General features: G+C 69.1%; 1 pseudogene. It reads right to left on the bottom strand.

What is annotated here, in order from left to right:
• A pseudogene (locus HU735_RS26845) lies at positions 1 to 350 on the bottom strand (hypothetical protein); the annotation flags it as partial.

Below are 350 nucleotides of genomic sequence, written 5' to 3'. Positions count from 1 at the left end.
GCGCTCAGGCTGAGCAGGCGCAGGCTGTGGGCGGCCTGGTATTGCAGGCTGTCTGCCCCTATGCGCACGCTGCGCAAGGCCTCGCCAGCGCCGGTACCCGCGCTGGCCTGCAGGTGCTGCAACCGGGCCTGCAGGTCCTCGGCGCTCTCCATGGTCCAGAGCACCAGCTCCACGACCTTGCCGTGCTTGCCGGACACTGCCGCGGTGATGGCGCCGCTGAGCAGCATGGCGTTGACCTTGTGCGCGGCGGGTTTGCGAAAGGCTTGGTCCAGCTGGCCCAACAGCGCATCGGTGCGCGCCTGCAGGCCTTCGTTGAGCAGCTTCAGGTATTCGCCCGCCCTGAGCGGCAC

The organism is Pseudomonas sp. BW16M2 (genome assembly GCF_014268865.1).
Taxonomy (GTDB): Bacteria; Pseudomonadota; Gammaproteobacteria; order Pseudomonadales; family Pseudomonadaceae; genus Aquipseudomonas; species Aquipseudomonas peradeniyensis.
The sequence above is the reverse complement of the archived record's forward strand: the minus strand, read 5'-3'. Positions and strand labels throughout refer to the sequence as shown.